This is a genomic window from Psychrobacter pacificensis, from assembly GCF_018336615.1.
Lineage (GTDB): Bacteria > Pseudomonadota > Gammaproteobacteria > Pseudomonadales > Moraxellaceae > Psychrobacter > Psychrobacter pacificensis.
In genome coordinates, this window is the sequence record NZ_CP048752.1 from 669,565 (window position 1) to 693,607 (window position 24,043).

Below are 24,043 nucleotides of genomic sequence, written 5' to 3' on the forward strand. Positions count from 1 at the left end.
ACTTTGAGCTCTAAAAGCAGTTTTATCAATTATAAGACAGTAGCTGCAATCAGCGCATAACTGTTATTTAGTGGTTTTGTCCGTCAGCGCAGGGTTGAGATGCTTTTTGAGTACAGCAAACTGAGCCACGACGAATACCAGCATAATCGGAATCCAGCCATAAGTCTTGAAGTTAATCCACGCTTCATCTGACATGGTGAATGCTGTAATATAATGGAGTACAGCCATGAGGGCGAAGAAAAGTGCCCAAGCAACGGTCAGTTTTTTCCAACCACTAAGTGTTAAAGTAAATACTTCTTTCATTGCTAGCTGCATTAATGGCTTATTGATAGCGGCACTGACAAACAAGGTCAACGCAAAAATACCATTGATAATGGGCGATTTCCAGCGCAGATAGATATCATCACGCAGCAGCAATGTGCCACCGCAAAACAAAATGGTTAATAGTAAGACGACCCATTGTTGCTTATCAAACTTGCCTTTTTGGCGAATAAAGTGAATGGCATAAACAATGATAGTAGCGACGAGCAAAGCCCCTGCCGCTGCCAAAATACCGTTATAACGCGCCGCGATAAAAAAGGCAATCAAAGGGATAAAGTCTAATAATGCTTTCATAGCAAAGGTTGTGTCCAACAAAAACGTATGAGGTAGTTTACACGTCTACTGCCGCAAAAAAAAGCAATCAACACGATAATCCTGCGATATACGTCACCTACAGAGTAATACGGTCTTATTGCGAGCAATGACCATAGCGCTAACCAAATATAACCATCAAATACAGCAGCAATAGTCGCTAAATCCAGAGAGTTGGCTCAGACATTATCATTAATAATAGCAATCAATAGCAACCAATATGAATAGTGACTATCTACTACTAAATTGTTTATACGCTTATTTTTTAAAATATTAAGGTTTATCTTATGAAATATGACTTACATTGTCACAGTACCTGTTCGGATGGTACTTACGCACCAACTGAAGTAGTAAAGCGCGCGCACGCAGCGGGCATCAATGTACTGGCATTGACTGATCACGACACGCTAGCAGGCATTGATGAGGCAAGAGAAGCCGCTAATGCTTATGATATACAGCTGATCAATGGGGTGGAAATCAGCTGTGAGCATACGTTGAGCGGTGGCTATGGCAAAAACAAATCTACCAATAAGATCATTCATGTGCTGGGACTGGACTTTACTGATCGCGAAAAGATGCATGCCACTCTGCAGCAACTACAAGACAGTCGGGCCACACGTGGTCAGCGCATCACCGAAAAGCTCAGTGAGCTGCTGGATATAGATTTCGATGAGTTGTGGCAAGCCGTACTCGATAAGGCAGGTGGCAACCCACAAGCGGTTGGACGCGCACATATTGGGCAGGTATTATTTGAGCGGGGCGAGGTCAAAACCGTTCAAAAAGCCTTTGATAAATATTTGGCAGATAATAAGCCTGCTTATGTGGCGATCGAGGCGTTGACGATGCAGCATGGTATCGAGCTGATTCATGCTTGTGGTGGTCGAGCGGTGCTCGCGCATCCCACGCGTTATCAGCTATCGGCCACACGAGTGCGCAAGCTGATTGGGGAGTTTGCTCAGCTTGGCGGTGACGCTTGTGAGCTACCAGCCACAAGTGAACCAATCAGCACGCGCAGAATGGTTGATCGTAGTATTGCCGAGCACAATCTTGTCACCTCGATTGGCAGTGACTTTCATGGTAGCAATATGCCGTGGCGTCGTTTGGGTGATGTGCCTATTTTGAATGAAGACCAACAAGGGGTTTGGGAGTTGTTTAACACGCCTGCTTAGTCTGATGGTTTTATCATGTTTTATGGACATTTTAGCGGTTAGTCACTTTTGTGTTTCGTCGCCAAGATGACTGAGTCTTTTATGTGAATATCATGACGCTCAAAACTGTATATTCAAAAACTGCTGATTGATAAATAAATGTACAAAACAGATTGATAATACAGACAGAACTTGTAACACTTAAAGGGATATCTAGAAAAGTTTATAAAAGGTATGACGCCCTTTAACTCGATTAACTCGATCACAATGCCTGTAAAGTCAGTGCATTTATATTTTCTGCGGTAGCCCATCTATGGCTGTGTCGGTCTCTCATCTTGGATACAAAAAGCTCTCTCAAATGATTTTTGAGTGGCAAGCGGCTGACAGAACGTCATTGATGGCGTTATTTATTGTCATGGAAGTATCCTTGCATTGGCTGTGGTGTCTGTTCGTTTGGTGGCGACAAGATGCGCTCCATGCCTATGTCAATATGCACTATCTGTACCCACTATGGCTGGGAATCAGCGTAATGGGTTTATTTTTCTTATGTATGGTCAAATATTTGCCGCACTCTGGAAGTAGGCGGGATATTTTAGACAGATGGCAAATCGCACTAGTACTGACTTATACGTTCTATATTGCTACCGTCATCGTGGTGATAGGTTATAGCAGCTTGTTTGCTGGAGTATCGCTAGTTGGCGGTGCGATGCTTGGCATGATGCTCATCAAACGCCGCTATGCTTGGCGCATGTTTTGGCTACAAATCATACTTATGTTATTGGCCATTACCTCGCCCTATTTTGGTATCACTTTACCCAATCTACGTCAGTTGACCGTTATCCACCCGTTACTAGAAACTCATAATTATTTGACTTACAACGAGATTATGGCGGTTGAAAATGCCGTTGCTGCTTCAGCGTTTGAAAACAATGTATTAAGTTGGGATAGTATCACTGAGATACAGCGTTCATCAGCTTTTTTTTGGCGCTCAACCCATTTATATTTAGCATTCCCGAAAGCGATTTTTATCGTTTATATATTTCGTGCTTTGCTATTGGTTTTAGATGATAGTCGGCAAGAAACCTTGCAGTATGCCAATCAAGATGAGCTCACGAAGCTAAAAAACCGTCGCTACGGCCTGAAGAAAATGAAGTATGCGTTGTCAACGGTACGAGACAATGAGGATTTGAGCGTGATGCTCTTTGATTTGGATTGGTTTAAACGCATCAACGATAACTATGGCCACGATGTGGGGGATCAAGTGTTGATCGAAATATCGCAGACGCTATTGCAGTCGTTATCAGATGAAACCATCATTAGCCGTTACGGTGGTGAGGAGTTTCTGGTTGTGCTACCAGATACGTCGCACGATAGTGCAATGGTGATTGCGGAGCAATTACGGCTTAGTATTGCTGAGCATATCATCAAGGTCGGTGATGTGTTTGATTTTAGCGTGACAGCGAGTTTTGGGCTGTATACCTTGACCCATCAAGAAAGAGCTTGCATTGTCAAAAACTATAAATCTATTTTGGCAAAAAAAGCCCAGTCTCAATCAAGTGCATCACCTCTTATCAAGCCGATTGCCACTCAGCGCGCTGAGAGCCAAATGGCATTCATGCAAAAACTGCCTAGCGACATCTGCCAACGTTTGATTAGCGCAGCAGATAAGGCTCTTTATGAAGCCAAGCACCGTGGACGCAATCAAGTCGTCAGTGCCAACCATATGTTTGCTGAAAAAAATGGTAGTATCCATTCACTCTACAAAAACCGCTAGCTGCCCCTCTGCACTATCAATAACTCAATCATGAATCCATCTGCTGAACCAAACTTGCTAGCATGCTAGTGGCAAAGCTACCAGTGGTCAACGTAAAGCTCAATACCAATATCTGCTCATCCGACCACTCCCAGCTTAATTGCTCAATAGGCAGTCGTAATGATCGTCTTTGCGCTTTAATATCACGCTGCTCCAATCCCATTGCTAGCTGCATGAGTAATGGGCTGTGTTGTACAACTTCGTTTTCTAACGCGGCTGCACTGCCACTGACTTTGTCATTACCTGTACCCCAAAGCACAGCAGTTGGATGAATATCGCCGCTACTCATACGAGCGCGTAACGTATCGTCTATCTCCTCACTGGTAAATATCGACCCCGAACCATCCAGATTAAATACTTCCCCTGCTAGGCCAGTGTTCCAGCTGCCATTACGAACTCGCGCGGCTAGTATCTCATTGAATATCAAGCTACGGGCTGCCGACAGCTCCATCGTATTTTGTTCGCGTGGCGCACGTTTGCGTTTGCTCTTTTTGGGTTGCGGCTTTGGCTCGCGCGCTGGACGGGCAAATAGCGACAACGCTTCTCTAACATTATTACCCTGACGACCAAAACGCTGTGGGCCAAAGTAGTTAGGCACACCTGTTTCATCGATGCGTGCTAAATGCTCCTCGACGCGTTGCTTAGCCGTCTGCTGAGTAGATAACGATTGCTCAGTTGATTCAGTGTTTTCATCATCATTCGTAAACTTAATATCACGCAAGGTAATGATAAATTGATTGGCACGGTGGGTACCGCGATTGAGTTTTTTATTATGCCAGTGCTGCGCCAGAATAACGACAGATTCATGCTCGCCAATATCTATCGGCGCAAACTCTGTAGGCGGCAACTGCTTTTTGGGTATACGCAGACTAAACCACTGGGTCGTCACCGCATGACGATCCTTCAGTCCTGAGTAACCGACATCACGTAGCGGTATGTCTGCCCACTCTGACAACAGTTTTGCCAGATACGCGGTGTTCATGCCTAGTTTTTTAATATGCAGCCATAGATGCTCACCATCACCTGTCAACTCTAGCGGGAGTATTTCGTTGACCACAAAGTCGGTGGCATCTGCTTTATAAGTAGCTTGCTTTATCGGTTGAGGCTTTGGCTGCGGCAAGTTTGCGGTGTCAGTGACAGCGCCAATATCAATAACACTGAGATCAAAACTGTCGGCAGCCTGATTATTTGTATCGCTATCTGAGTCACTATCTAAGATGGACTGAGGAGCAGAGTTGTTTTCAATATCGTTAGAGGTGTCTTGAGGAGTCATAAAATAGTCTTTTATTGTGTTTATTTATAATAAATGGAGATAGCAAAGACGCTGATAAAAACGGCGCAATTACGTTTTGCAACGCAGCAAGCATACAAAAAAACATCGTATATGCTGCGCGCTTGCTACTATCAATGCATAAAACATCAAAAATAATAAGGTAGGTTGAATCGCTCTGAATGGTTAGGGCTATTTTCAACACGCTATCATCAGGAACTCATTATAACTGTTAAGGAAGCATTATGACCAAGGCGATGATCAACACAGTCACGATAACAAAATCGGATATTCCAAATGGCGGTATGAAATCGTACAAGCAAGAAGACGATAGCATCATTTTAATCACTCGTGATGACGATGAGTTCCATGCATTCGATGGTAAATGCCCGCATGCGGGTGCAGATTTGGGCAATGGGTTACGCTGCGGTCATCGAGTGGTTTGTCCTTGGCATCATGGCACTTTTGATAGTACTGATGGTTCGCTGATAGAGCCGGTTGCGATGAAAGGCTTGACGCGCTATAGCGTGACTAGGCAAGGCGACAACTTAATCGTTGATACGACTAGCAATATCAACGAGCGAGCAGATAACGATCAGCTCGCTGATACGCATACCATCATCGTCGGCGGCGGCGGTGCAGGTTTTATGACCGCGCATCAATTGCGCCAAGGTGGCTATGGCGGCAAAATCACCATGATTAGCAAAGATGACAAAGCTCCTTATAACCGCCCATTATTATCGAAAGCATTTTTGGCAGGGAAAATGGATGAAGATAAGCTATTATTGGGCGGATCAGATTGGGCGAGTAGCAACGATATTGATCTGCACCTGAATCAAACGGTCAGCGAAGTATTGCCCAATGAGGCGACCATTGTCATAAAAAATGAAAACGGCGACAGCACGCGGCAGACAGCGGACTTCTTAGTGGTGGCAACAGGGGCGTCGCCGATCACTCCGCCTATCAAAGGAGCAGAGACAGATGGCGTCTATACCTTGCGTAGCATGGCAGATGCCAAATTGATCAAAGCGGCCAGTCATGACCAGCGCGTAGTGATTATCGGTACAGGTTTTATCGGTATGGAGACCGCTTCGGCATTGGCGCAAGCAGGCACGACTGCTTCTATTACCGTGATTGGACAAGGCAGCCGTGTAATGAGCAATATCGTCTCAGAAACGGTGAGTAACGCCTTAATTAAGCTACATGAAGAAAAGGGCATTAACTTTGTGTTCGATGCAACCGTCAATGAAATCACTAAGATTGAGCGTCAAGTGGACAAGGATGGAGATAGCAATAATCAGGCTTTCTCAAATGTAGGCGGTGTGACGTTGGCGAATGGCGAGCATATTGATGCTGATATTGTGGTCTTGGGCACAGGTGTGTCACCACGTACAGAGATATTGCATGAGATCAATGATCCAGATGGTGTACAAGTTGACGCTCATCTACAACTGCGCGATGGTATCTATGCGCTCGGTGATATTGCCAAACCTACCAACCAAATGGGTCGTATGCGTATCGAACATTGGCGCGTGGCGTTGCAGCATGGCATGGTCACGGCAGCCGCAATACTAAATAATGACAATGTCGATTCGCTAGAGGCGCGCATTCCCTTCTTTTGGACCATGCAATATGGCAAAAGCCTACGCTATAGCGGTCATGCGCCAACGCCCGATCACAATATCCTATTTGGTACGCCAGATACGCTCGACTATATCGAATATTATTTTGATGACGAAGGTGCGGATACACGTGCGAGTGCGGCAAGTACGCTTGGACGTGATAAAGAGCTGGTTGCTTTCTCTGAACTATTACGCCGAGGTCATGCACCAACGCGCGCACAGCTTAATGCAGGGTTTGATATGATTGACCAGGCGCATGCATTATCGCGCTAGTACTATAGACAGATAAGTATTAGTATTTAAGCTGGCTTAGGAAACTAGGCCAGTTTTTTTATAAATAAAAAAGGAACACTATAATATGAATAAAAGTAATTTGAGCAAAGATGCCGTATTTTTACGTCAGGCTGACGCGAGTGATATTGGCGCACTTGAGCGGTTATTAAACTGCTGCTATCGAGAGACAGCGGGCTGGACCAATGAGGCTGACTTAGTCGGCGGTATCCGTATCACGCCAGAGGAGCTGGCGAGTACGATTAATAATCCCACACACTATCTGTTTGTCTATCCAAAAACCACGACAGGTGAGCGTGATGCAGAGGAAACAGGTGAAATACTTGGTTGTATCGCTGTCGATATAAAAACTGATGCCAACTCAAACAAAAAAGCCTATATCGGTATGTTTGCGGTACATCCTGAACTGCAAGGGCAGGGCGTTGGCAATGTGCTACTACAGGCTGCCGAGACTTTTGCCACACGACATCTGTTATCAACTGAAAATGACACTGATAAACAGCCTGCACGCTTAACCATGTCAATTTTGAGCCATCGCCCTGAGCTTTTGGCTTACTATCAGCGCCGTGGCTATCAGTTAAATGGTAATAAAATACCGTTCCCAAATGATGGTAATAATGGTGAGCCAAAACGCGAAGATTTAGAGCTATTGGAGTTAGAAAAAAGGGTCAGTGCATAGCCCCTATCTTGATGGCCCCCAAAAATGCCCAAAGGTCATAAATAGCCCAATACTGAGTAAGATAAATGCCACAATGATTAAGCGCTTAAACCAATTAAAGGCGGGCACGCGCGTGGCATTATCATCAGACATGAGAAAAGCGAATAAAAATAGCAAACTTCCTGCCAAGGTCATGATGCCTAAGCCCACGGGTAATATAAAAAGGTAAATCTGCCACACAGTCATCTCGCAACGGTCATTATTAAACGCATCATAGCAGTATCAGGATTGTGCTGTCTGTATGTGGTTTTACACTAAAGCAAAAATAGACAATAAAAAAGGCCATTTGTTAAAAATAGCCTTTCTTCTCATTCAGTCTGTCTAACGCATCGTCACAAACTCTTCTGCACCGGTTGGATGAATAGCAACGGTATTATCAAAGTCTGCTTTGGTCGCGCCCATCTTCACTGCTACGGCAAACCCTTGCAGCATCTCATCGACACCGTAACCGATGCCATGTAAGCCGATGATTTTTTCTTCCTCACCTAAGCACACCAGCTTCATCACGCATTTTTGGCGATGCTGCGTCACCGCGCTATACATCGAGGTAAAGGTCGAGGTGTAGCACTTAATGTTGTCTTTGCCATGTAGCTTCACCGCGTCAATCTCTGATAAACCAATAGTACCGATAGCGGGATGAGTAAATATAACCGTTGGTATCAAATCATAAATCAAATGCTCATTGGTCTTGTTGTTAAACAAGCGCTCAGACAGACGCCTACCAGCGGCGATGGCAACTGGTGTCAGATCAATGCTGTTTTCGATAATGTCACCGACCGCGTAAATACCATCGACATTGGTATTTTGGAATTTATCGACTTTGATTTTGCCAAACTCGGTGGTTTCTACGCCCGTTACTTGTAGGTTGATGTTGTCGGTTGAAGGTGCGCGGCCAATCGCCCAAATCAAGCAATCGACCGTATCAAGCGTGCCATCTTTAGTACATAGCTCTAAACAGCCATCTTCGTTTTTATTGACTTCGGTAAGGGTGGTGTTGGTATGCAGATGAATACCGTCTTGCTCCATCTCTATGAGCAAGGTCTCAACGATAGTGTGATCAAACGAGCGTAGCGGCGAATGCTGACGCACGTATAGATGCACCTCAGCGCCTAAGCTGTTCAGCACGCCTGCGATTTCGACAGCGATATAACCTGCGCCTGCGATAGCGACGCGTTTGGGCAAATGAGTCAATTTAAAAAAACCATCAGAATCGATGCCGTGCTCTGCGCCTTTGATATTAGGCTTGATAGGATGACCGCCCGTCGCGATTAGGATATGATCGGCAGTGATTTGCTCGCCATTGACCTCAACCGTATTGGTATCGATGAATTTAGCAAAGCCTTTAATCACTTCCACGCCATTTTTGGCTAAGTTATTGTCATAAGAGCGATGGATATTCTCGATGTACTGCTGACGGCTTTGAACGAGTTTTTGAAAATCGAAATTCTTTAACTCAACCTCGAATCCGTAGTCTGGCGCGTACTTCTCAATCGCCTCGGCGACTTGCGCGCCGTACCACATCACCTTTTTGGGTACGCAGCCCCAATTGACGCAAGTGCCGCCTAATTGCTCCGCTTCGATAATCGCGCACTTTTTGCCATAGCTTGCTGCACGGTTAATGGAGGCAATACCGCCGCTACCGCCGCCAATGGAAATATAATCATAATGCTTTGTCATTGTTATGTCTCTTCATTAAGTTTCGGTACAGTTTTGAACTCTATTGTAATGGGTATGGATAATCCATCTTACAAGTTTTTTATCATAAGGGTGTGCCAGCTAGCATCAGTTTATAAAAGTATTTAAACAAAAATAGCCTAACACACAATAATCTCATTTAAACCCACTTAAACCTGCCTAGACTATGGCACGCCGTCTATAAAATAACAGCCCAGGAATGGACAAGCCCAGTACCAATCCTGAGGTCACAAACAAGGCTTCGAATAAATACACCATCATTTGGCTAAATAACTCGTCCGAAAAACCAAAATAGCCTATCTGCACCATACTGACCATCGCTTTATAAGCGGCGATACCTGGCATCATACAGATGACACTTGGGGAGATTAACGCTTTGGGCGGTAAGGTATATTTCTTAGAAAAATATACCCCCAAAAAGCTGGCAAGCATCGCCCCAAAAAAGCTCGCTATCACCAGATGAACATGCTGATAGACAAGCGCGGTTTTTAGTCCGAATCCCAGAGCGGTCATCAGCAAACACGGCAAAATATAGCGTTTGGGTACGCTGAACATCAGCGTCCAGCCAAGGGTAATGATGCAAGACAGCACAACGGTCTCAATAAACCACATCTAAAACCCCCAGTGCTGTATGCGTAGTAACACCAGCGCCATGACGATGCCCACGCACGCGGATAAGGTCAGCATATAAGTAAAAACCGCACGTCCAATACCGATATTGACATAGCCCTTTAAGATGTCGGATAAGGAGTTGATCAGCGGAAAGCTTGGAATCAGCAGCAGCACGCTAGAGGCAACGGCGATATCGGCATTATTGCCAATATCAAAATAATAAGTCGTCGCCCCGATCAAGGAGGCGATAAAAGCGGTAGCAATAACGGTGATAAAAGGGTTAAAGTGATGCTTGGACAAATAGATACGAGTAAACATCGCCACCATACCCGCGATAAAGGTCACCGCCGTAATCGACCAGCTGCCGCCATTCAAATAAGCAAACGCCGCACAAGAAGCGCCGACAAATATACTGACTAGCCATGTCGGATACACGGTTTTATCCAACTTATCAAACGCAAGGGTTGTGCGGTCAATCAAATCATTATTATTGATCGTGGCTTCGGTTTTATTGACGATTTGCTGGATTTGCACCAATAAATTGACATTGATGCTTTGGTTGATGGTGTCTCGGGTGGTGGTGATACAACGCTCATTACAGATAGTCGTCAAAGTGATCGCATTAAAATTTAGCGAACACTCGACGCTACTCATTCCCAATGCAAACCCCAAACGCTTCGATAAGTCCACCACCACGGCAGACTCAGCGCCATACTGCATAAGCAGTAAGCCGCAGCGCACGCAGAGTCGAGTGATGCGTTGCTGCTGTACGTAGCTGATAGAAGTCATTGGAGGAATATGCATATTGGCTGCGATATCGATATGGATAGAGGTAAAGATAGCATAACTTGCCTTGCTTATTTGCTACTATTATAAAGCGTAAACCACTGTCACAAGGAGAATAAAATGCATATCGCTATCTTAACGCTGACTTTTGCGCTACCTGGTTGTAGCTCATTAAAAGAAAAACGCCAACGTATGGGCGGATTGCACGCACGTTTTGGCAATACGCCAAGCGTTGCGGTGTGCGAAAGCGGTGAGCGCGATCGCCATGATGCTAGCGAATGGACATTCGTTATAGTCGGGCTGTCTAAACGTGAGGTTGAGTCTCAGTGTAGCCAGATTGAGGAAAAGATAGAACGTACAGTAGATGCGCGGGTGATGAATGTTGAGAGGGAGTTTGTATAGTTAGAATAGGAGCTAAACTGCATCACAAATTAGCTATTTAGTATTACTGTCAAATACTTTCTAAGTTATTCGTAAGCTCTAAAAAATGCTCGATAGCTGCCTTACTGTTAGGTTTTTCTATACTTCTTTCTTGGAGCAACTCTAGAGTCCATTGCTTAACTTCGTTCAATTTGCTTTCAATAAGAAATGGTTGATAATAAAAAGGGGGTAATTTTTGAGCATTTACCAGCTCTCGATAATGCCAAATCGCTGTATCAATTCTATCTCCGTTGTTAAATTTGGCAACCTCAACTTTAAAAGCAGGGTGCTTTAGCAATTCTCGAATATATCTAATTCTATCTATTCCATCATCAAGCGGTTGCCAAACAACAGAACTGAAATTTTCTTTACTAATATTTTGTATAGCTTCAAAAAAATCCTCGCTATCATTTCCATGTTTGCAAAATCGCATAAAAATTTCGGATAGAGTACTAGCATCAGTATTTAGAGCCAATCCCTTTTTTTGATTACTAATGGTCTGCAAAAGGAACTTATAAAAAATATCAGGAGGTACAGGGATTCTAAGGTAATAATCTCCTATAAACCACTCGCTTGGTCCTTTCTTGACTTTGTCCTCTATATATTGTTTCACTAACTCTTCAAATTTTTTGGCTAACTCAGGAGAACCATTTTTTTCGAGTATATTGTAATAGAGGCTTAAATTAGGGAATGCTTCTCTGTCTATCCTATCCTTAATATTGTCAAATAGTCTCTGATTGAAGCTTTGATCTGAGTCTAAATTACGATATTCAGCCATCAAGTTCTTATTTTCTCTATCATTTTCCAAATTTTGTTCAGTAATTAAGTCTTGCTCTAGTAGGCTTTCAAACTTTTCATGATCTACATCAATATTGGTAATCAGTTCAATAATGATTTTAGCCCACCCTTCCATACGAAAGTTAGGATAGAATTTTGAAAGCTTTTTTTCTACATCATCTTTCTTAGTTCTAACAGGTGGTTTTAGTGCTTCATCATCACTTTTTAAAAAGATATCTAATCGGTCATCGAGACCATCTTCAGAAAAATATGTTTCTAACTCTTTCATATCGACATCAAGAACTTTAGGAATGTCATTAACAAGCTTGATAATAAGAATTTGTCTTAGGATTTCTTCCTTGCTCAACTCTGATAAATCTGATGAGTGTTTTATTATCTCCTGATAGATTTTCTGAACGCGCTGATAAAACCTAAGATTTCTAACACCCATAGTTTGATAAAATTTCTCGTAGATAGGAAATGTATCGACATCACTAATCTTATCTTTAATAATTGATAATGAGTCATCTAAAACTAATACTTCATCAAACACTTTTTCCTTATATTCTCTAAATTTTTTATCTGCTTTACCTTCGTGTAATATCACTACTACTTTACAGTTTTTCTCTAAGCTTAGATGATTCACTAAACCCATCACATCTTTAATATCTAAGTTTTTAGATAGCCTTTCGATATCGTCAATGCAAACCAAAGTGTCTCCGATAAGACTGGTAATGGCACTGCTAATTAATCCCTTACCAAGAGACAAACTGACACCTGCACCTTCAAGTTTTGGCAGGTCTATAGCATCCAAGCTCTTTTTAAAGATACCTTTAAGACCAGAAAGGTAGTCTTTTTTTTGAGTGGTCTCGTGGGTGCTAAGGGCAATTTCAAATTTCAACGCTTCTATTGAATCTATACCGAAAAGAGAGACATAAGAGTATTTGTTAACACCTAAATTTATATGGTTTTCCTCGTAGAAGTCATTCCAAAAGCGCGTCTTACCAATACCCCATTCACCAGTCAGAGCAATAGCAAATGAGCTTTCTTCATCAATCAAATCTATAAGTCGTTTTTCAAGATTTTCTACATTTGCCATCACTAATACCTTACAGATGTTCTTAAAATAATGGTTATATTAACATCAAGCTTAAACCTTAACCAATAAAAAAAGGCCACTCCCAAAAGAGTAGCCTTTAAATTAAAACCAAACAATTAACTAAACTAACCCGCCTCAGAAACCACCTGCGTAAGCATCGGCTTCAAAAACTCACCCGTGTGCGAGCCCTCGACTTCCGCCACTTCCTCAGGCGTACCTTCAGCGATAATCATGCCGCCGCCTTTACCGCCTTCAGGGCCAAGATCAATCACCCAATCCGCGGTTTTGATAACATCCAAGTTATGCTCAATGACCACGATGGTGTTACCTTTATCGCGTAGCGCATGCAAGATGTTGAGCAGCTTATCAATATCATGGAAATGCAAACCTGTGGTTGGCTCATCCAAGATATATAGCGTCTGTCCCGTGTCGCGTTTGGCAAGCTCGCGTGCCAGTTTCACCCGCTGCGCTTCACCGCCAGATAGGGTCGGCGCGGATTGACCCAAGCGAATGTAGCTTAGTCCCACATCCATCAACGCTTGCAGGCGACGATAGATCGCTGGAATCGCTGAGAAGAACTCAGTGGCGTCCTCTACCGTCATCTCGAGCACGTCAGCGATGGTTTTGCCTTTATAGTGAATCTCTAAGGTCTCGCGGTTATAACGCTTGCCTTCACAGGTGTCACACGGCACATACATATCCGGTAAGAAATGCATCTCAACTTTGATGAGACCGTCGCCTTGGCACATCTCACAGCGTCCGCCTTTGACGTTGAAGCTAAAGCGCCCAGCTTTATAACCACGTGCGCGGGCTTCAGGGGTTTGCGCGAACATCTCACGCACGGGAGTGAAGACGCCAGTATAAGTCGCAGGATTGGAGCGCGGGGTACGACCAATTGGGCTTTGATCGATATCGACCATTTTATCCAAATGCTCAAGACCGCTAATGCTGTCATGCTTATCCGCGATTAGCGTTGAGGCATTGTTTAATTGTGTGGCGGCGATAGGCATAAGCGTACGGTTAATCAGCGTTGATTTACCAGAACCCGATACACCCGTGACACAAGTCATCACCCCAACGGGCAGGCTCAGATCGACGTCTTTTAGGTTGTTGCCTGAGGCGCCTTTTAGCTCGATCGTCATTGGCACCTGCTTTGGTTTGGCTTTACCTTTGGTCTCAACTTCCATAGTTTTGGCTTTATGCCGCACTTTTGGTATCTCAATGCGTTTTTCGCCCGACATATATTGTCCGGTGAGCGAGTCTGGCGTTGCCATCACTTCATCGACCGTACCCTCGGCGATGATATGACCACCGTGTACGCCAGCCCCAATACCGATATCGATGACGTGATCCGCTTGACGAATCGCATCTTCATCGTGCTCAACGACCAGTACGGTATTACCTAAATCACGCAGGCGTGTTAGAGTCTTTAGCAAGCGGTCGTTATCACGCTGATGCAAGCCAATGGACGGCTCATCAAGGACATACATCACGCCCATCAGACCCGCACCAATTTGGCTAGCAAGACGGATACGCTGTGCTTCCCCGCCCGATAACGTCTCAGCAGAGCGAGCAAGGGTCAAATAATCTAGCCCGACACTAACGAGGAAATTTAAACGCTCGTTAATCTCTTTAAAGATCTTCTCTGCCACTTCACCTTTATGACCGTCAATCTTTAGAGTCTTATAATAGTCCGCCGCGTCGCCAATGGAGAGCTTGACGATGTCAGCGATGGTTTGTTCATCGACACGCACATTGCGCGAAATCTCGTTCAGACGCGCGCCATCGCAAACGTTACACGTGGTGTCAGCCAGATACTTTGCCAGCTCGTCACGCACTAAGTTGCTTTGCGTTTTGGCATAACGGCGCTCAAGATAGGGTAGTACGCCTTCAAAAGGAACGGTTTTATTGGTTTTACGTCCGCGCTCATCGGTAAAGTTAAAGGTGAGCTTTTCTTTGCCAGAACCCTGCATGATGATGTCTTGATGCGCTTTGCTCAGGTCTTGCCACGGCATATCCATATCGATATTAAAATGCTTACAGACCGTGCTCAGCAAACCAAAATAGTAGGCATGACGTTTATCCCAACCATTGATCGCGCCTTGATTAAGCGATTTTTCATGGTGAGTAATAAGTTTTTCAGCAGAGAAATACTGACGCTTACCGAGTCCATCACAAGTTGGGCAAGCACCGTAGGGGTTGTTAAAACTAAACATGCGCGGCTCAAGCTCAGGTACAGCGCGATCACAAATCGGACAGCTGTGCTTGGCAGACATCACTTGATTATCAGAGCCGCCCTCAGTAGGATTGCCATCCATAAAGTGCAGCGTCACTAGACCTTGTCCCAAACGTAGCGCGGTCTCCAAGCTCTCAGCGACACGGTTACCCAAATCATCACGAACCTTAAAGCGGTCAACCACCACTTCGATGGTGTGCTTTTTCTTTTTATCCAGTGTTGGTAGCTCATCGGTATCGTACACGTCGCCATCGACGCGTACACGGACAAACCCTTGACCGATCAATTGCTCAAGCAGCACTGTATGCTCTCCTTTACGCTCACGCACTACTGGCGCAAGGATCATAAGCTTGGTCTCATCGGGGAGTGCCATAACCTGATCGACCATCTCGGTCACCGACTGCGCCACCATAGGTTCGCCATGCTCTGGGCAATAAGGCGTGCCGATACGCGCGTATAATAGACGCAGATAATCATAAATCTCGGTAATCGTCCCAACAGTTGAGCGCGGGTTATGGTTGGTCGATTTTTGCTCAATAGCAATCGCAGGAGAGAGACCCTCGATGCTATCGACTTCCGGCTTTTCCATCTGCGATAAGAACTGACGCGCATATGCTGACAAACTCTCGACATAGCGACGTTGCCCTTCAGCATAAAGCGTATCGAATGCCAGTGACGACTTACCTGAGCCAGACAAGCCAGTGATTACCACGAATTTATCTCGTGGAATGTCTAAATCAATGTTTTTTAAATTATGAGTACGTGCGCCGCGTATTGCGATATGGTCATGTGCCATCGTTTATGGGTTTCCTATTTGCTAAAAGAGTATTGGGAAATATCTCAAATGAAAAGGTAAATACGGATCAGTAAAATTATGGGTTAAAAACGCGAATGATTTCTAAATTTATAATGTCGTTATAAATAGCTCTGTTATAAAAAATATGGTTATAAATAGTGCTTTTATAAAGTGTTCATACGTTCGTGAAGTAAGGGCTATACATGCCAATTTACTGTTTTCTTATTTTGCAGTCTTTGATGCGATTGATTTCTGTTCGACTAAGCAAATCTAAATCAAACCCCTGTTAAGTAACAGGCATCGTTTGTTATGGTTTTGACCAAAAATGTCATTTTACAGAGGAGTTTGTCGTTTGAACTGTCGTTCGAGCTAATGAATAATAATGTTTATAACGCCTTACTTTATTGTTATGGCGACCGCATTATTCAAGGTATGATTGCGCATCTGACGCAGTTGGTAACAAAATAATTGCGTAGTATGAATGGCTTGGGTTGATGCGCTATAGGCGGGGGCGTCAGTAAGACAAAAGTCTCGGCAACCAAACGGCGAATGTCTTATACTAGGGGGCTTGATTTATAGGCCAGTGTCTTGATAAACCAGTAGTGATAAATCATGGTGCAGTACAAGTACCAGCAGTGAAAAAACAGCAATGATCAATCAGTGAGGCAAGTATGAATAGCGTAGAGAAACGGGCAATCCTCGGAGTCGGTGGCATCTTTGCCTTGCGTATGATTGGCTTGTTTATGATTGTGCCGGTGTTTTCTGTTTATGGTGACAATTATGCACACGCGACGCCGTTTTTGATTGGCTTGGCAGTTGGTATTTATGGACTAGGACAAGCGATCTTTCAGATACCGATGAGCCTTGCCGCCGATAAGTTTCCGCGTAAGCCGATTATCATGCTTGGTCTGATACTGTTTGCGGCGGGCGGTATTATTGCCGCCAATGCCATTGATATTTATCAGGTGATCATTGGTCGAGCGCTGGCAGGCAGTGGCGCGGTTTCTGCTGTACTCATGGCGCTATTGGCTGATGTGACGCGTGAGGAGATGCGTACCAAAGCAATGGCGACGATGGGCTTGACTATTGCTACCTCCATCATGCTCGCCTTTGCCTTTGGGCCGTTATTAGTAGGCTCGCTTGGTATCTCAGGATTATTTTGGCTGACGGCAGCATTTGCTATTTTAGCGATGCTGCTACTTTTTGTCGTACCCACGCCAATGCGCGTGCTCAAGCACAATCTGGATAACAAATCGATCGGTGAGCAACTCGCTACTGTGCTCAAAATCGGCGACTTAAACCGTTTGCACGTTGGAATTTTTGCGCTGCATTTGACCATGACAGCGATATTTGTCCTCTTGCCGCATCAGCTCACAGAGGTGATGGGTTTATCGGTACGTCAGCAAGGCTTGGTCTACTTGCCGCTATTGTTTGTCGGCTTTGCCGTCGCCATTCCCTTTATTATTATCGCTGAAAAGAAGCGTAAAATGCGCCAAGTCTTTCTAGCTGCTATCGCCTTAATGACTGCAGCCTTGGCATTTCTTGCTTTTGGTAGTCAGGTTGGTGTTGGTATTATTTTTGGATTGCTACTGTACTTTATGGGTTTTAACTTACTTGAGGCGACGATTCCATCTTGGATATCTAAGCGTGCACCAGTCGCCAATAAAGCAACCGCGATGGGGCTTAATTCATCTAGCCAGTTTTTAGGGGCTTTTGTTGGTGGCGCGATGGGCGGGCTGCTATTGAATCAGTCTAACTTGCTGGCATGGGGGCTCTTGTCACTTGTCATGGGCATCGCATTGCTGCTGATTATCCCCATTGCCCAGCCACCTTATCTGTCGAGCACGACAGTAACCATTCCTAAAAACATCAATATCCAAGATTGGTCTCGGCAGATGCTAGCAGTTGATGGCGTGGATGAGCTGGTCGTTATGGCAAAAGAACAGGTCGCTTATTTAAAATTAGACAAGACCCAACTGACGGATGATTCGCGACAAGCACTGTCGCATCTGGCACAAAGCCCACTAGATATTTAAACAAAAATTGGTTAAAGTAAAATCATATCATTGATAGGAATCATTTTTTCTATCGAATAATTATTCATAAGTAAAAGGACGGTATCATGCGCGGAGTTAATAAAGTTATCATCATCGGTAACCTTGGAGCAGATCCTGAGGCACGCCAGTTCAATAATGGCGGTAGCGTGACTAATATCTCGGTTGCGACATCTGAGCAGTGGACGGATAAACAAAGCGGTGAAAAAAGAGAAGCGACAGAGTGGCATCGTATCTCACTGTTTAACCGTTTAGGCGAAATTGCCGCGCAGTATCTGCGTAAAGGCAGCAAGGTCTATATCGAAGGTAGCTTGCGTACGCGTAAGTACCAAGACCAGAACGGCCAAGACCGTTATATCACTGAGATTCGAGCTGAGCAAATGCAGATGCTTGATGGTATGAGTGGTGGCCAAAGCGATAATGGAGGCTTTAGTAACAATCAAGGTGGACAGAACTCAAACAGTTACGGCAACCGAGGCGGTCAAAGCAACCAAAATAATTTCGGTCAGCAAGCAGGTAGCCAGCCAGCACAGCAAGGCGGCTACAATAACCAACCGAGTGGCGGTCAGAACAGCTTTAATAACCAAAATGCACCTGCGCCGCAAAATCAGTTTAATCAACCCGCGCAATCTAAGCCTACGGCAATGCCAGATGGCCCTGTAGACGATGATATCCCGTTTTAGGAATACAATAACCTGATAGTGTAGAGAAAAGTCATTAGAGCCTATATTTATAGGCTCTTTTTTTGTTTAAAAGATAGAGATTTGAACAAGTATCTTTGAATTAAAAATCCCGTTAATAGCGGGTTTTTTTAGTTTTATGAATAAATTATTAGAAAATTACCTATATGTTTATATTCACGCGATATCAGAGATTAAGTATCAAATAATAGACTTACTTATTGTTATTTTGCTAATAAAAAAAACTTATGTTTATTTTTCATTCTGCTATTAAAGGCTGGAAATATATGCGATTACTATTGAGTGGTTTATCAAGGAAGTGTGGTTATTCACTGTTGTATGTATAGTGAATTCAGTATAAAAACGATACAGTGGGACTGGGATAAATTTTTCGCAGCCTCTGTCTGCGTAGGCACAGCACGCAAGGGAAATTTAGACCAGTTCCACCTTGATATATAATGTATCTGTTTTATTTAGGATTGACTATAACCGTTATTTTTTAAAAGCGTTGTTGTCATTATTTTTATTTTCAATTTTTATATTGAAACTTATAAAAACTACCTTCTATACCTTATATAAACCGTTTGTGCTATCCAATTCAATTAGTGCTAACAGTCTATTAATGACATTGATATACTCTATTTAATTAAATAGTGTAGCTGATTTTAAGCGCCAAAGTTGCATGTAAAGCATCAGTTAACAATAAATTCAAATCTATCAGAGTTTGGCCATTCATGGCTGAAAAGAACAAAAATTATCTGGGTCAGCGTCTTATCGGTAAGATGCCTATCTTGCTGTCAATACTGAGTATAAAGCATGAACTACGGTGACGTGTTTCGCAAAAGCGATTTAGGTAGAGCAGAAATAAAGTCTCAAAGTCTCGGTATATTGCCGCGAGAAGCGAGAACATTGCTGATTATGATTGATGGCAAACGCACGTATCAAAACTACCTTGATACGCTTGATAATAGCAAAATGTTTGCTGATTTTGGCGGTGTTGGGCCTTTATTTGAGTTGCTTTTAGAGCTTGAGTGTATTGAACTGATTGGTGCTGCTAACGCTAGTTCGCAAATCCAAACAGCGCCTCAGGTATCTACTGTAAACGAAGCACCTACTGTTCCTCAAGTACCAGTCGCTAAGCAACCTCAATCTACAGACAACTCATTTGATATCAGTACTGAGATAGAGTTCGATCGTACTTTTAATAGCAAACCGCCAAGCAAAATTGCAGAGACTGGCAAAAAGTCTATCGGTAGTATGTTTAAGGCAAAAGTTGCTGGTGCCAACTATGGAACCCTTAAATCTGACTTGGCGACCTACATTGAAAAAAATGCACCACCTGCAGAAGCTTGGGGCTATTTACTGAGTCTAGAGCAGTGTGAGGACAGCGCGCAATTATTACTGTTGGCACAAGAAGTACAAAAGAGCAGTAACGCGAATCTAGCACGTGGTATGAGCAAATTTATGAAAAAAATTCAACAGTCACGTTAGTACGGCCATTGATGAGTGATTAGCAATACCTGCACCGCCTTTTTTATAAATCTAGCAAATTAATTGGAAAAAATTATGGAATCAGTCGATCTCTCAGAGTCAAATAGTCTAAAAATGCGGCAGGGTGAGCATATCATTTTGCGTCTGACTTATATCAGCCGTTACAACACTGATAATGCTAATGGTGAGGTCACTCGTATCCTTGAGCAGGCTCGGCAAAACAATGAGCGCAATGGCATCACTGGTGCGTTGGTGTTTAACCATAACTACTTTTTACAAAGTATCGAAGGGGCTAGGCCGGTTATCAATGGCTTGCTTAGAAAGCTTGTGCAAGATGAGCGTCATCATTCTCTACAAGTCATAGAATGCCGTGAGGTTGAGCAGCGTCATTGGAACAAATGGTCAATGAAGTATTTGATTCCAAGCGATGAGAACAAGGGGCTGGCACTGAAGTTTTCGACAGGTAACGAATTCAATCCTTATTTGATGAGCACCAATCAGATTATGATGTTGATTGACACCTTATCAGAGCTTCAAGAGCAAGAAGAGCAGCGTGCCTCTCAAAAGAAAAAACCGTGGTATGCCCTTGGTTAATTGAGTAATGCCTATAAATGCGATCCGCTTTCATAATATTTGTATAAGAGAACAAACATGACATCAACACACGCAGATGCCCATATCTTAGTGAGCATGACCTATGCTAGCCGTGCAAACCCGAATGTATCAGCGACCGATTTCAATGAAATATTACAGCAAGCACAGATAAATAACGCTGCTAATAGTATCACTGGGATGCTAACGTTCAATAAAGATTATTTTTTGCAGACGATAGAAGGCCCAAGAGCGCAAATTAATCGATTGCTATACAGTCTCATTTCCGATGAGCGTCATCACGACCTACAGATTATTGACACACGTGAGCTAAAGCATAGGGAGTGGGCGAAATGGTCGATGAACTATGCGTCTCCGACCGAAGAGAACGCCGCAATCTATTTAAAGTACTCTACGACTATTGGTTTTAACCCTTACCTGCTAAATGCTGAATCTGCTCATGGGTTGATGAATGAGCTGAGTGCACAAAAAGGCTAAATAAAAGTCGTTAGGGTTTAGACAAGCATTCGTTCGCAAGCTCATATACTTTTGCTACAGCGCCTAATTATTAGATGCTAATAAATCAGATTTATTAATATAGTGTATGAATGAATGTTATTTTATTAAAAAATGAAAAAGTACTAATATTCAGGGAATACCGCATTTAAGAAATACTATAGAAAATAGAAATTTGTTGAGTTAAGTTTTGATAAGTAATTATTGTCGATAGCCATTTGCTATATAAGGTATAATGAATGCTTGTGTTTGCCAGCAATATTTTTATTATTCATGTTTATTAAAATAATTATGAATAATCTTTGATTAATCAAAAATCAAATTAACCCTTAAAAACTATTAATTTTTGAATAATGAATGAGTCATCATTCAGGTATCTCAATAGGTACAATGTCTCTATTGAGGTGATATTTTTTATCCGACAGTTGGACTTACTATGAGTAAAAATAACGCAATTGATTTAGATAACTTAAACGTAGATGAACTACGTGCCATCAGCGAAAATGCACAGCAGCTTATTGCCAAAAAACAGCATCAGCGTTTGTATGATGCTTATATTCAGTTTGAGCAAATTGCAGAAGACAGCAACGCTACGATTGAAGAGATCTTAAAAGCTGGTGAAAAACTAGAGAAAAAACGCAGTATTAAGTATCGCAATACTGATAACAAGGAAGAAACTTGGACTGGTCGCGGACGTAAGCCAACATGGTTGGTTGAAGCGCTAGCAGCAGGTCGTGACCTTGAGGATTTTGCTATCTAATTAGGCTATCCAATTAGATAGTTTTGAGTCGTAACACAGTACGGGACGGAGCTTATCAGTCTTATGGATAATGGTTTATTTACAATCATTTAGTCATAAACGCTGAAGCTTTGCAAAATAAAAAAGCCAGTATCTCTATTGCCAATATTTTGGTAAAAAGATACTGGCTTTTTTTCTGTCATCTATAGGTCATTGTTTGTTATGATAATGACGTTTTTGTCTTATATAAGAGTTGTGCAACCGTGGCCCAAGTATCTGAGTTGTCTCATAAGCGTCCCCGCAAGCTTTGGTGGCTGATCGGATTTGTATTGTTTGCCTTATTTGCCCTATTGCAAATGCCAGCGGCATGGCTAGTCCAAAAGTATGCACCCAATACGCCTTATGTGCAGCATGTGTCTGGCAATGTATGGCAGGGCTCTGCCATTTGGCAAATTCCTCTATCATCGACACCGCTCACAGGGATGGCCAAATGGTCATGGCAGCCATGGCAACTGCTCACAGGCAAGCTTGGTGCCGATGTGACTATCAACTCAGAGCAAACGAGGTTGAACGGACAGGTAAAGCTGGGTTTAAACTCATGGCAAGTTGATGATATGAGCGGAAAGATTGCTCCTGAGACTTTGGTAAGTGTGGTTGATTGGCAACTGCCTAACACACCCATTCAAGTCAATGGCGTTTCGTTAAAGCGTCAGTCTAGCGACAATGCATCATCGGAATCCGCTGAGAATGAGTCTGCTAAAAATGCGGCGGGATTTAGTGAAGCTGATGGTCAGTTGACCTGGGTTGGCGGTGAAGTCGGCTATCCAAGTGGTGGTAAGGTTTTTTATATTACTATGCCTGCATTGCGAGCTGAGCTGAGTGCTGAGCAAAAAAACAATAAAAACCTGCTGCATATCAATCTATTGAATAATCAAGATAAGCGCTTAGGCGATCTGTATATAGACGGGGATAACATGCTAGATGTCAGTCTGACTCAGCGCCTACTAGAAAACATGCCTGAATATAAAGGGCAAGCACCGCAGGATACACCAGTCGTTAGTGTGCGCCAGCCGCTGCTAGCTGGTCTGGGGGCACCTTAAATGTCAAATATTGCTGCCAGCTTAAAGCCTGTCGTGAATACTCTCAATCGTTTTTCAGGGTGGTTGTTGCTACTGGCAATTGCTTGGCTATGTTGGACAGCGGCGCGTCTTTTGTGGTTACTATTAGCAGCGCCCTTAGCACCAGCATTGCCGCTAGCCCCTTTGCAAAACAATACAAAGTCTGCCAATGACTATAGTGGTTTGTTTGCGATATTTGCTGATCCTGACCCTATTGCAGCGGCAGTCCAGCCACCACCCAATGTTGAGCTTAAAGGCGTACTACTCGCCATACCGGAGAGCATGTCTTCAGCGTTGCTTAACATAAATGGTGAGGTGAAAAATTACCGAATTGGTGATGGACTAAAAGACAGCGACTATATTCTTGTCGCTGTTGACTGGAATTCGGTTATTATCGCGGATGCCAATGATAAAGAAACAGTGATTAGCATGCCAGATGCTATCCCGCTAGATCAAAGTGATATGCTGGCAGGCGGCGTCAGTAATCAGCGTCTGCCAGACAATAGTATGTTACCGACTGCGCCTCAGACACTACAAGATACGCCGCCTGAACCGACAGAGACGAATGGTGAAAGCAGTCCGCAAACGGCGATTGAAGAGGCGGTCACCGCGCTGCAAGAAAATCCTGCCAGTTATTTAAGTAGAATGGGCGTGATGGCCTCAGGTGAAAGCTATCAAGTCACCGCAGCGATGCCATCGAAGTTACGCAATCGACTCGGACTGGAGCCAGGCGACAAAGTGTTGACAGTAAACGGGCAAAACGTGGGCAATAATCCTGCTCAGGATGCAAGCGTATTACAGCAAGTACAGCAAGCAGGCGAAGCACAAATCGAGGTTCAACGTGGTGAGCAAGTTATTACTATCCGCCAGCAGTTCTAATAAGACGGACTTTTAGCAAAGATTGCTCGTTAAAAACTCAGTACATATGACGCAATATC

The 24,043-nt window shown here is 43.5% G+C and carries 20 protein-coding genes and 1 pseudogene; 13 read left to right on the plus strand and 8 right to left on the minus strand.

Annotation, left to right across the window (positions count from 1 at the left end; translation table 11 throughout):
- Nucleotides 1–63: 63 nt before the first annotated feature.
- Nucleotides 64–615, minus strand: a complete 552-nt coding sequence (ispZ, locus tag GYK50_RS02935; protein ID WP_071003109.1) for a septation protein IspZ — start codon at nt 613–615, stop codon at nt 64–66.
- A 305-nt stretch (nt 616–920) separates the two neighbouring features.
- Between ispZ and GYK50_RS02940 the strand changes: the two genes are divergently transcribed.
- Together GYK50_RS02940 and GYK50_RS02945 are read left to right on the plus strand one after the other, a co-directional pair.
- Nucleotides 921–1,802, plus strand: coding sequence for a PHP domain-containing protein (locus GYK50_RS02940; protein WP_058024628.1), 882 nt, complete (start codon nt 921–923; stop codon nt 1,800–1,802).
- Between the two features lie 292 nt (nt 1,803–2,094).
- The gene (locus GYK50_RS02945; protein ID WP_186473774.1) at nt 2,095–3,555 is read left to right on the plus strand and encodes a GGDEF domain-containing protein; all 1,461 of its coding nucleotides are present in this window, start codon (nt 2,095–2,097) and stop codon (nt 3,553–3,555) included.
- A 28-nt stretch (nt 3,556–3,583) separates the two neighbouring features.
- Here the strand turns inward: GYK50_RS02945 and truD are convergent, their stop codons facing one another.
- Complete coding sequence (gene truD / locus GYK50_RS02950) at nt 3,584–4,867, minus strand: tRNA pseudouridine(13) synthase TruD (protein ID WP_186473776.1); 1,284 nt, start codon at nt 4,865–4,867, stop codon at nt 3,584–3,586.
- Nucleotides 4,868–5,109: 242 nt separating this feature from the next.
- Between truD and GYK50_RS02955 the strand changes: the two genes are divergently transcribed.
- Together GYK50_RS02955 and GYK50_RS02960 are read left to right on the plus strand one after the other, a co-directional pair.
- Nucleotides 5,110–6,759, plus strand: a complete 1,650-nt coding sequence (locus GYK50_RS02955) for an FAD-dependent oxidoreductase (RefSeq protein WP_186473778.1) — start codon at nt 5,110–5,112, stop codon at nt 6,757–6,759.
- Nucleotides 6,760–6,844: 85 nt separating this feature from the next.
- Entirely contained in the window at nt 6,845–7,456 is a 612-nt protein-coding gene (locus GYK50_RS02960) for a GNAT family N-acetyltransferase (RefSeq protein WP_212564239.1), read from the plus strand.
- A gap of 3 nt (nt 7,457–7,459) precedes the next feature.
- Here GYK50_RS02960 and GYK50_RS12805 read toward each other — a convergent pair whose 3' ends face one another.
- From GYK50_RS12805 to GYK50_RS02980, 4 genes are all read right to left on the minus strand, one after another.
- Nucleotides 7,460–7,588: a hypothetical protein gene (locus tag GYK50_RS12805; protein WP_265088257.1), complete on the minus strand. Its 129-nt coding sequence runs from the start codon at nt 7,586–7,588 to the stop codon at nt 7,460–7,462.
- A gap of 228 nt (nt 7,589–7,816) precedes the next feature.
- Nucleotides 7,817–9,172, minus strand: a complete 1,356-nt coding sequence (gene gorA / locus GYK50_RS02970; RefSeq protein ID WP_212564241.1) for a glutathione-disulfide reductase — start codon at nt 9,170–9,172, stop codon at nt 7,817–7,819.
- 177 nt (nt 9,173–9,349) lie between these two features.
- On the minus strand, nt 9,350–9,802 hold the full coding sequence (locus GYK50_RS02975) for a threonine/serine exporter family protein (protein WP_201557381.1): 453 nt from the start codon (nt 9,800–9,802) through the stop codon (nt 9,350–9,352).
- Complete coding sequence (locus tag GYK50_RS02980) at nt 9,803–10,591, minus strand: threonine/serine exporter family protein (RefSeq protein ID WP_212564493.1); 789 nt, start codon at nt 10,589–10,591, stop codon at nt 9,803–9,805.
- Nucleotides 10,592–10,708: 117 nt separating this feature from the next.
- Here GYK50_RS02980 and GYK50_RS02985 point away from each other — a divergent pair, with 117 nt between their 5' ends.
- Entirely contained in the window at nt 10,709–10,990 is a 282-nt protein-coding gene (locus GYK50_RS02985; RefSeq protein WP_201589318.1) for a DUF503 domain-containing protein, read from the plus strand.
- 49 nt (nt 10,991–11,039) lie between these two features.
- Here the strand turns inward: GYK50_RS02985 and GYK50_RS02990 are convergent.
- Together GYK50_RS02990 and uvrA are read right to left on the minus strand one after the other, a co-directional pair.
- A pseudogene (locus tag GYK50_RS02990) lies at nt 11,040–12,908 on the minus strand (P-loop NTPase fold protein); the annotation flags it as partial.
- Between the two features lie 101 nt (nt 12,909–13,009).
- Entirely contained in the window at nt 13,010–15,916 is a 2,907-nt protein-coding gene (gene uvrA / locus GYK50_RS02995; RefSeq protein WP_212564243.1) for an excinuclease ABC subunit UvrA, read from the minus strand.
- 671 nt (nt 15,917–16,587) lie between these two features.
- Here uvrA and GYK50_RS03000 point away from each other — a divergent pair.
- The 8 genes from GYK50_RS03000 to GYK50_RS03035 all read left to right on the plus strand — a co-directional run bounded on the left by GYK50_RS03000 (nt 16,588) and on the right by GYK50_RS03035 (nt 23,984).
- A complete protein-coding gene (locus GYK50_RS03000; RefSeq protein WP_212564244.1) occupies nt 16,588–17,952 on the plus strand; it encodes an MFS transporter in 1,365 nt (454 codons plus the stop codon).
- Nucleotides 17,953–18,038: 86 nt separating this feature from the next.
- Nucleotides 18,039–18,653 (plus strand): single-stranded DNA-binding protein, encoded by a 615-nt coding sequence (gene ssb / locus GYK50_RS03005; protein ID WP_212564245.1) that lies wholly within the window; start codon nt 18,039–18,041, stop codon nt 18,651–18,653.
- 813 nt (nt 18,654–19,466) lie between these two features.
- Nucleotides 19,467–20,141 (plus strand): hypothetical protein, encoded by a 675-nt coding sequence (locus GYK50_RS03010; protein WP_212564246.1) that lies wholly within the window; start codon nt 19,467–19,469, stop codon nt 20,139–20,141.
- A gap of 75 nt (nt 20,142–20,216) precedes the next feature.
- Entirely contained in the window at nt 20,217–20,735 is a 519-nt protein-coding gene (locus GYK50_RS03015) for a BLUF domain-containing protein (protein WP_212564247.1), read from the plus strand.
- A gap of 57 nt (nt 20,736–20,792) precedes the next feature.
- A complete protein-coding gene (locus GYK50_RS03020) occupies nt 20,793–21,230 on the plus strand; it encodes a BLUF domain-containing protein (protein WP_093070607.1) in 438 nt (145 codons plus the stop codon).
- Nucleotides 21,231–21,684: 454 nt separating this feature from the next.
- Nucleotides 21,685–22,008 (plus strand): H-NS histone family protein, encoded by a 324-nt coding sequence (locus tag GYK50_RS03025; protein ID WP_186473828.1) that lies wholly within the window; start codon nt 21,685–21,687, stop codon nt 22,006–22,008.
- Between the two features lie 242 nt (nt 22,009–22,250).
- Nucleotides 22,251–23,087 carry a type II secretion system protein N gene (gene gspN / locus GYK50_RS03030; RefSeq protein WP_212564248.1) on the plus strand — a complete coding sequence of 279 codons (837 nt, stop codon included), beginning with the start codon at nt 22,251–22,253 and terminating at the stop codon, nt 23,085–23,087.
- Nucleotides 23,088–23,984, plus strand: a complete 897-nt coding sequence (locus GYK50_RS03035) for a type II secretion system protein N (RefSeq protein WP_212564249.1) — start codon at nt 23,088–23,090, stop codon at nt 23,982–23,984.
- The last annotated feature ends 59 nt before the right edge of the window (nt 23,985–24,043 follow it).